The organism is Aeromonas sp. s6, from assembly GCF_040907815.1.
Classification (GTDB): domain Bacteria; phylum Pseudomonadota; class Gammaproteobacteria; order Enterobacterales; family Aeromonadaceae; genus Aeromonas; species Aeromonas caviae.
Map to the genome: position 1 here is coordinate 1 of NZ_JBFOCN010000090.1, position 7,791 is coordinate 7,791.

7 protein-coding genes and 2 pseudogenes are annotated in these 7,791 nt (G+C 59.5%); 4 read left to right on the top strand and 5 right to left on the bottom strand.

Annotated features, from left to right (window positions below; genetic code table 11):
- A partial coding sequence (locus tag AB5Y50_RS13915; protein WP_319861765.1) for a transposase occupies nt 1–142 on the top strand: 142 nt, incomplete at its 5' end.
- A 57-nt stretch (nt 143–199) separates the two neighbouring features.
- On the opposite strand, the pseudogene AB5Y50_RS13920 reads toward AB5Y50_RS13915, so the two are convergent.
- Both AB5Y50_RS13920 and AB5Y50_RS13925 read right to left on the bottom strand, forming a co-directional pair.
- A pseudogene (locus tag AB5Y50_RS13920) lies at nt 200–508 on the bottom strand (VOC family protein); the annotation flags it as partial.
- Nucleotides 509–617: 109 nt separating this feature from the next.
- Entirely contained in the window at nt 618–1,085 is a 468-nt protein-coding gene (locus AB5Y50_RS13925; RefSeq protein ID WP_052815663.1) for a hypothetical protein, read from the bottom strand.
- A 321-nt stretch (nt 1,086–1,406) separates the two neighbouring features.
- Here AB5Y50_RS13925 and AB5Y50_RS13930 point away from each other — a divergent pair.
- Nucleotides 1,407–2,627 (top strand): annotated as a pseudogene (locus tag AB5Y50_RS13930) (DUF3427 domain-containing protein); the annotation flags it as partial.
- Nucleotides 2,628–2,675: 48 nt separating this feature from the next.
- On the opposite strand, the gene AB5Y50_RS13935 reads toward AB5Y50_RS13930, so the two are convergent.
- Nucleotides 2,676–3,263: a histidine phosphatase family protein gene (locus AB5Y50_RS13935; RefSeq protein WP_109422409.1), complete on the bottom strand. Its 588-nt coding sequence runs from the start codon at nt 3,261–3,263 to the stop codon at nt 2,676–2,678.
- Nucleotides 3,264–3,710: 447 nt separating this feature from the next.
- Between AB5Y50_RS13935 and AB5Y50_RS13940 the strand changes: the two genes are divergently transcribed.
- Both AB5Y50_RS13940 and AB5Y50_RS13945 read left to right on the top strand, forming a co-directional pair.
- Nucleotides 3,711–5,822, top strand: a complete 2,112-nt coding sequence (locus AB5Y50_RS13940; protein ID WP_368163049.1) for a putative bifunctional diguanylate cyclase/phosphodiesterase — start codon at nt 3,711–3,713, stop codon at nt 5,820–5,822.
- A 164-nt stretch (nt 5,823–5,986) separates the two neighbouring features.
- Nucleotides 5,987–6,274, top strand: coding sequence for a hypothetical protein (locus AB5Y50_RS13945; RefSeq protein ID WP_052814944.1), 288 nt, complete (start codon nt 5,987–5,989; stop codon nt 6,272–6,274).
- Nucleotides 6,275–6,319: 45 nt separating this feature from the next.
- Here the strand turns inward: AB5Y50_RS13945 and AB5Y50_RS13950 are convergent, their stop codons facing one another.
- Together AB5Y50_RS13950 and AB5Y50_RS13955 are read right to left on the bottom strand one after the other, a co-directional pair.
- Nucleotides 6,320–6,508 (bottom strand): hypothetical protein, encoded by a 189-nt coding sequence (locus AB5Y50_RS13950; protein WP_010674183.1) that lies wholly within the window; start codon nt 6,506–6,508, stop codon nt 6,320–6,322.
- A gap of 222 nt (nt 6,509–6,730) precedes the next feature.
- Nucleotides 6,731–7,791 (bottom strand): IS4 family transposase (locus tag AB5Y50_RS13955; protein ID WP_368162444.1); only part of this gene is annotated, 1,061 nt, incomplete at its 5' end.

Below are 7,791 nucleotides of genomic sequence, written 5' to 3' on the forward strand. Positions count from 1 at the left end.
AAGGCGACTGCGTAATGAATTTCTGGACTTGAGAGGTGCTTACAGCAAACCCGTACTCTGGTCACGCTCTTACTTTGCGGGCTCTTGCGGCGGAGCACCGTTGGAGGTGATCAAGCAATACATTCAAAACCAGCGGGGCTGACGCCCCGGCGAAATTCCCCTCCCACCTACGTCGGAGGGAGTCCCCTTTCGCATTTAAGATGGGACCACAGGCACCGCTTTTCATCACTGGCCCCTCCACGATTTCGACCCCCTGGCTCGCCAGCTGGGCCATCACCTGATCCAGGGGCCAGCTGGTGATGAGGCAGAGATCCCCCGACCCCACCTGCGCCCGGTTGCGCGCCTCCTCCCCCAGCAACTGCAAATTGATCTTCTGGTTGCCAAAGCGCAGCGCCCGGCGGCCTGCCCCGAAGGTGATGGGCTCCATCTTGAAGGCGCCGCTGTAAAACGCCATCGCCCGCTCAATGTCGCTGACCGTCAATACCAGATGGTCGATATGGCTTATCATGCTTGCTCCCTGTCATGGTGATTGCCGCACCATCATACCCACCCGCCTCAATAGAAACTGTGGCATGGTGCACAGGGGGCTAACCACTTATTTTGACTAGGGAAATACCTTAACGCACGGCGGCACACGCCTTGTCACGCTGGGCCAGCAGGGTTTCGTCATCACTGCCCATGGCCGCCAGAATGGCCTGATTGCAGGCCCGCTCCGCGAGCTTACTCGGGCTCGGCTGGGCATCGGCGATCTCCGCAATCATGGGGCGATAGCCGATGGCGGCCGAGCAGTACATGGTGCGGTACTTGGGAAGCTGCCAACTGCTGTCGTCTTGCCGTGTCAGGTCATCGCACAGTTTTCCAAACAGTGCCTGCGCCTTGACTGTGCACTGACTGAAGCGCCGCACATCTTGCTCGTAGGGACGGCAGACACTTTGCTGTTTTATCTGCCAGAGCTGGAAAGAGAAGGGAACCTGCTCTCCCTCATAGGGCACTACCAGCGTTTTTAGCTCGGTGCCATAGATATCCGTCACCTGTTGCTGCACCAGATTGAGATAAGCCGAAAAAAGATAAGAAATTGGATCCATCACCACCTCCCTGTGGTTCGCCTTCTCTATCTTCGCCACCCATGGCTAGATAGATCTTCAAATGGACAAAATTAGATAACAGCTTACTGATTTAGCTAAAAAAAATGATACCCTGCCTACTCCCCTTATGCACAAAATTCAAGGTCAGTCACCATGCAGCAATGTGGTATTTATGAACAACTCATCACACAACTGTTGGCATCAAGACTAGGGAAAGTGCGAACAAGTATCCCAAGAACAAAAAATGAAAATTTTAGTCATTTAATATCAATGGGTTACCAGTAAATGCTCTCGTGCCATATGACTTATTCGCACCTTCCCTTGCAGCAATTGGGGCGCGGCCTGCGACTGGCGAGCGATAAAGAGTGCTGTACCGTGTTGGATTTTGTTGGCAATGCTCGCGCGGAGTATGACTTTGCCCAGAAATTCCGGGCTCTGGTGGGTAAAACCAATAAGGCAATCGGCCACGAAATCAAACAAGGCTTTCCCCATGCCCCATTGGGTTGCCGTATCGAACTCTCAAAACAGACCCAAGAGTTAATTCTGAGCAATATCAAGAAGGCGACTCTCAATACCTCGCGCCTCATGGGCCTGATCCGCCGTTTCTCACAGGATTGCGATTTACCGCTGACACTGGCGAACTTTTTGAAGTTCTACCCTCACATCAGCCTTGAGGAGATCTACAAGCGCGGCAATTGGAACACCTTGGTCAAACAGGCCCGCAACCACACTGTTTCTGAAATGAGCGATGAAAAGCTGTCGACCCTCTACACCCGGGCCATCAAAACCCGACTATTGGGTTGCGATGCGCTCCATTACTTGAACTTCTTACAAACCTTGGTGGAAAGCGCCTTTACCTTAACGGCTGAGCACGATGAGCGAATGGCCTTGATGTGCCATTACGACTTCTGGCAACAGAGCGGCCCCAACGCCGGCTTTAGCTCCTTGGCGCACAGCCTGAAACAACTCAATCAACCAGAGTTGAGGGCCGAGCTTGCAGATCTGTTGCCCATGCTGATCAACCGGGTGCAACACGAGCAACTGGCCATGTCTGACCTTCCCGGCAATCCACTGCAACTGCATGCCCGTTATGCCAGAGAGCAGGTACTGGTTGGCTTTGGCGCGACCACCTTCGCGCAGCAACCCACGGCTCGCGAAGGGGTCTATGTCATCGCAGAGCAAAACATCGAGTTGCTGTTCGTTACCTTGAACAAAACGGAGCAGCACTTCTCCCCCACTACCCGTTATCACGACTACGCCATCAACGAGTCGCTGTTTCATTGGCAGAGCCAAAACAGCGCTCGCCCAGAGCGAGGTAAGGGGCTGAGTTACATAAACCACAGGGCAGAGGGTAAGCGCGTGTTTCTGTTCGTTCGTGAGCAGAGCAAAGATGAATTTGGCCGCACCCTTGGCTTTGTGAACTTCGGTGAGGTGGAGTACATCTCCCACAGCGGTAGCCAACCGATGAACATTAAATGGCGTCTCACTACTCCGATGCCGCCTTTTATGTGGAAAGAAGCGGCCAAATTGGCAGTTGGCTGAGCGACCAATCACAACAAGGCCCACCCACGGCGGGCCGCCTTCGTGTGGTCAGCAGGCAATCCGCTCTATGCGGCCACCGCTCAGTTTGAAGAAGGCATCCTGCGGCAGCTCCTGAAGCCAGGTGGTGGTGTAGTCCAGATCCACATAGGCGCCGCGCAGCATGGCGCCAAAGAGACCGTGAGAAACCACGATGGCCTGCTCGGCAATGTGCTCGTCCTCAAGCCATTGCCGGGCCCGGCGCTGAATGCTCTCAAAACTCTCGCCATGGGGGGCCTGCAGATACCAGTCCGGCTCCTCCAGATCCAGCTCGGGGTAGGCCGCCAGCAGCTCGGGTACCCGGCGACTCTCCCACTCCCCCATCCCTAGCTCCACCAGCCGCTCGTCCCAGATGATGCGCTCCTGGTCCAAGCCAAGCTGCTGACACACCCGCTCCGCCGTCTGCCGTGCCCGGCCGAGGGGGCTGGCGTAGATCGTCCAGTCGGTGGGCTCGGTCAGGAGCTTGGCCAGACGGGCCCCCATGGCGAGGGCCTGGGCTTCTCCCCTGGGGGTCAGCTCGGAGTTGCAACGCCCCTGCAACCGCAATTCGGCGTTGTAACGGGTCTGGCCATGGCGCAGCAAATAGAGGGTTCGAGACATGGTTTCTCCAGCAGAGTCAACGAGATAAGAAAACAGGGGGAAGATGATAACAGATGTACCGGGTCAACCAAGACCCGGAGGATGCAGGCTTGTGCTGACTCCTTGAGCGCATGGCCTGCGGCTATCGTGAAAGGACGACAGGGGCTGCGCGCCTTTATCGCACAGGCGCCTTGTGCGCATACCACACGCCTTCGCCACGGGCCCGCCAGCGCCGTGGCAAGCGCCCCATGCTCCCCTATCTTGTTGTTCAGACGGAATAAAATGGGGATGTGCCGGTTTATCGGTCACAGGATGGCGGCCAATGCCAGAAAAGACAGAGTTTTTGCTCTGATCCGGGGGCCATTTTGGTGCGTATCTCTGTACGGTTTGTGACACCTCTTGTGTACAATCCTCAGCCCGATTTTTATCTCCAGCCAGGCCATGGCTCGGACCGTTATCCATCCCAGAGTGAATCAAGTGACCGCGACCCACCCCATGCTCGACAGTTATTACAGCAACGACCTGGTGTTCTTCTCCATCCTGCTGGCGGTGCTCGCCTCCTACACGGCGCTGAACATGACGAGCCGGGTGAGCCAAAGCCAGGGATGGGGCGCCGCCCTCTGGCTCACGGGGGGTGCCTTTGCCATGGGGTTCGGTATCTGGTCCATGCACTTCATCGGCATGCTCGCCTTCAACCTGCCCATCGCGCTCGGCTACGATCTCCCCCTCACCGGCCTCTCCCTGGTCGCGGCCATCGGCTCCTCGGCTTTCGCCCTCTGGCTGGTGAGCCGCCCCCAGCTCCCCTGGGGCCGGATCCTGTTCGGAGCCGTGCTGATGGGGGCCGGGATCGCCACCATGCACTACATCGGCATGGCGGCGATGAAGATAATACCCGGCATCCACTACCAGAGGGGGCTCTTCGTCCTCTCCATCCTCATCGCAGTGCTCGCCTCCGGGGCCGCCCTCTGGATTGCGTTCAGGCTGCGCAACAGCAGCCCGCGCGCCTTCTTCAGCAAGGCTTGCGCCTCCCTCGTCATGGGCTGCGCCATCATCGGCATGCACTACACCGGCATGGCGGCGGCCCAGTTTCCGGAAGGGAGCCTGTGCGGCGCCCTCTACACCGGGCTCGACACCCAGTGGCTGGCGACCGTGGTCATCATAGTGACCCTGGCGGTGTTCGCCATCGCCCTGGTCCTCTCCATGCTGGATGCCCACGCCGCGCGCCTCTCGACCTCCCTCCACCAGGCTCACAACGAGCTGCTCAAGCTGGCGCTGCACGACAGCCTGACCCGGCTGCCCAACCGATTGCTGTTCGCCGACCGCCTGGAGCAGCGCATTCAGGAGTGTCAGCACAGCCAGCGCAGCTTCTCCCTGCTGTTTCTCGATCTCGACGGCTTCAAGATCATCAACGATGCCCACGGCCACCACACCGGGGATCTGCTGCTGGTCGAAGTGGCGGAGCGGATCACTGCTCTGCTTGGCCCCAATGATACCGCCTCGCGCTTCGGGGGGGATGAGTTCGTACTGGCCCTGGCGCCGGGGGACATCGGCCAGACCACAGCCTTCGCCGAGCGTCTGCTGGCCACGCTGGCACAGCCCTATGAGTGGGAGCACCACAGCCTGCACATCACCGCCAGCATCGGCATTGCCGTCTATCCCCAGGATGGCACCAGCCTGCACGAGCTGACCCTCAACGCCGATGCCGCCATGTATTACGCCAAGGAGCAGGGGCGCAACGACTACTACTACTTCGACAGCGCCATGAACGCCAACGCCCACCAGCAGTTCCTGCTGCACAAGGAGCTGCAACACGCCCTGGAGCGGGGGGAGCTGGCCCTGCACTACCAGCCCAAATACTGTGCCCGCAGCGGCCAGGTGGTCGGCGCCGAGGCCCTGCTGCGCTGGCAGCACCCGGAGCATGGTGCCGTCTCGCCGGCCAGCTTCCTGCCGCTGGCGGAGAAGAGCAGGCTCATCATCCCCATCGGCAACTGGGTCATCGACGAGGCGTGCCGCCAGATGAGCGCCTGGCGGGCGGCGGGTCATCACGACTGGAGCGTGGCGGTCAATCTCTCCACCATCCAGCTCGCCAGCCCCGGGTTGCTGGAGGAGGTGCAGGGCGCCCTCGCCCGCCATCGGCTCGAGGCCCGTCACCTGACCCTGGAGATCACCGAATCCACCGCCATGCAGAAGGCCGAGGAGAGCCTCGCCATCCTCAACCGTCTGGCCGAGCTCGGCCTTGGCATCTCCATCGACGACTTCGGCACCGGCTACTCCAGTCTGCTCTACCTCAAGCGCTTCCCCGCCAACGAGCTCAAGATTGACCGGGGCTTTGTCACCACCCTGGAACGGGGAGGCGACGATGCCACCATCATCGCCGCCATCATCGCCCTGGGTCAGGCCCTGGAGATGCGCATCGTGGCAGAGGGGGTGGAAACCCCGGAGCAGCGGGACCTGCTGACCGAGCTGGGCTGCGACACCTTGCAGGGCTACCTGCTCGGACGCCCCATGACCGGGGAGCAACTGCTTGTCCACTGCGCTCCCGAGACTCCCCAGCGGGTGCTGGAAGGTGTGCTTGCCTGACAAGCAGGTGGGGCGCTGCGCCCATGTCGCCAGAGTGATCACCAGCCCGATTGCGTCCCTTCACGACTCAAGGTAGTCTGCTGCAAGACTCGAATGCTCCTTTATCTTGCCGGGCGCATCGAGCGCCCCCCATGGCAGATCACCCGTTCAGAGGAGCCACATCCATGGCCAGATTCCAGTTCTTCAGCGTCCCCGCCTCCCGCCGTCAGCAATATACCTATGTCGACATGGCCTCCCCCACCTTCCTCACGGAGAAGGAGGCGCTGCTGACACAAGGGTTCGAGGTGGAAGAGGATTTCATCGACGCAGCCACTCCCCACGAGGCGGTGGAGAAGTACAGATCCGGTTTTCTCTACGTGGCGGACGAGATAGGCAAGTCAGACGAGGCCTATGCGGCGGCAACGGCCTTGCTGGAGATGGGCAAGAAGATCCTGGGCCGCAAGGCGGGCTGAGCAAGGCGGGCCGCCGGGACGATACCCCCGATGGCCCGCAGGCAGTCAGCGTTGAGGGTGCTGACGGAGCATCTCCACCAGCTCCTCTTCACTGCCGGGTTCATGGGCAAGCTGCAGGCTGGGGGCGGCGCCCCCCATCAGCATATAAACGTGAGTGCTGCAGTGATCGTAGTGATACCACTTACCGTCGATACAGACGTCGGTATAGCATCTCGGGTCCCTCTTGAGTTCCATACGCACATCCTTATGTGTCATTCACCAACCTCACCCTTGACCGTAAAATAAGGGACCTAAGTCCCCCTTGACCTGGATCAAGGGAGGTGGCGGGCAGAAGCGGGCAGTGGCCGGATCTGGCCGGGGCGGGATGCCGCCAGCCTGGATGACCGAGCCCGCCAACCGGCTCCAGCCTGGCAACAGCGCAACAAAAACGGCGCCCGAAGGCGTAATGCCAGTCAGTTAAGCCTGACTGGCATTGTTTTTACTAGGTTTTCTCGTCGCATACTTCTGTGGTTTGGCTTTGATGCACCTTGGGTAACTTCGTTCTCGGCGGGCGGGTAACTTGAACTGCTCTGCCTGTTTGTCCAACTCAGCGACACGCCCTGGAACCATGCCCGGTGACACAAACGGCAGGCAACTGAGTTCATGCAGCAGATACACCGATGCCATGTGAAAGCTCAACTGGCTGGCCGTATAGCCCTTTAAGCTCGCCGCCATCCTAACCATCTGATATCTCAGTAGGTTATAGGCCAATACCAAGCCCCATAGCTCCTGCCTTACTCCATCGGGTTTCTTGCTGCGCAGCGTCAGCCGGTGCTGTTGCAGGCTATGTTTCATCTCCCGATAGCCCAGCTCGATTTCCCAGCGATTCTGGTATAGCTCCATCAACTCGCTGGCCGGGAAGCGCAGCGGGTCGGTGAGCGAGGTCAGCACCTGCCGCTCCTTGCCGTTTACCGTCCGGGTCAGCAGCCGGGCTTCGAACTGCTCCGGCAACTCGCTCCACTTCTTCTTGGCCTGCGGACTGGCACTGAGGCGTACCAGCACATCCTGCCGCCCCAGCTTGCGGATGACCTCGTATTGAGCCCCCTTTTTCAGCGGAATAAGCCAGTGACGCGCTACGCCCTGGCGTTGCCAGGCATGGAGTAACCCCAGTGAGTAGAAGCCCTTATCGAACAGGGTCAGGCTATTATCGGGTGTTTTTTCAATCAGTTGCTCTGCCAACACCATCTCGTTTACCGCACAGGAGTCCATCACTGTCTGGGTCAGCAGATGACTGGTCAGCTCCATCTGACACAACATGCGGACCTGGGGATATTGCGTCTCCCCCTGGACGGTTTTCGACTTGGCAAAGGCGCCGGCATTGTCCGGAGTATCGGGCGTGCGCCAGACCACCCCGTCCACGGCCAGCAGCTGCAAGCCGGCCCAGGTGGGGTGCTGACACTGCTGATGCCAGAGTGTGGCGGTCTGCTGGAACACCTGTCGAACGGCTTGGTCAGCCAGTTTTTGGCGCGCCTGGATGA

Coding starts and splice junctions, on each gene's coding strand:
- AB5Y50_RS13950 (WP_010674183.1), bottom strand. CDS start 6,508: ATGGAACTCAAGAGGGACCCGAGATGCTATACCGACGTCTGTATCGAC.
- AB5Y50_RS13935 (WP_109422409.1), bottom strand. CDS start 3,263: ATGTCTCGAACCCTCTATTTGCTGCGCCATGGCCAGACCCGTTACAAC.
- AB5Y50_RS13945 (WP_052814944.1), top strand. CDS start 5,987: ATGGCCAGATTCCAGTTCTTCAGCGTCCCCGCCTCCCGCCGTCAGCAA.
- AB5Y50_RS13925 (WP_052815663.1), bottom strand. CDS start 1,085: ATGGATCCAATTTCTTATCTTTTTTCGGCTTATCTCAATCTGGTGCAG.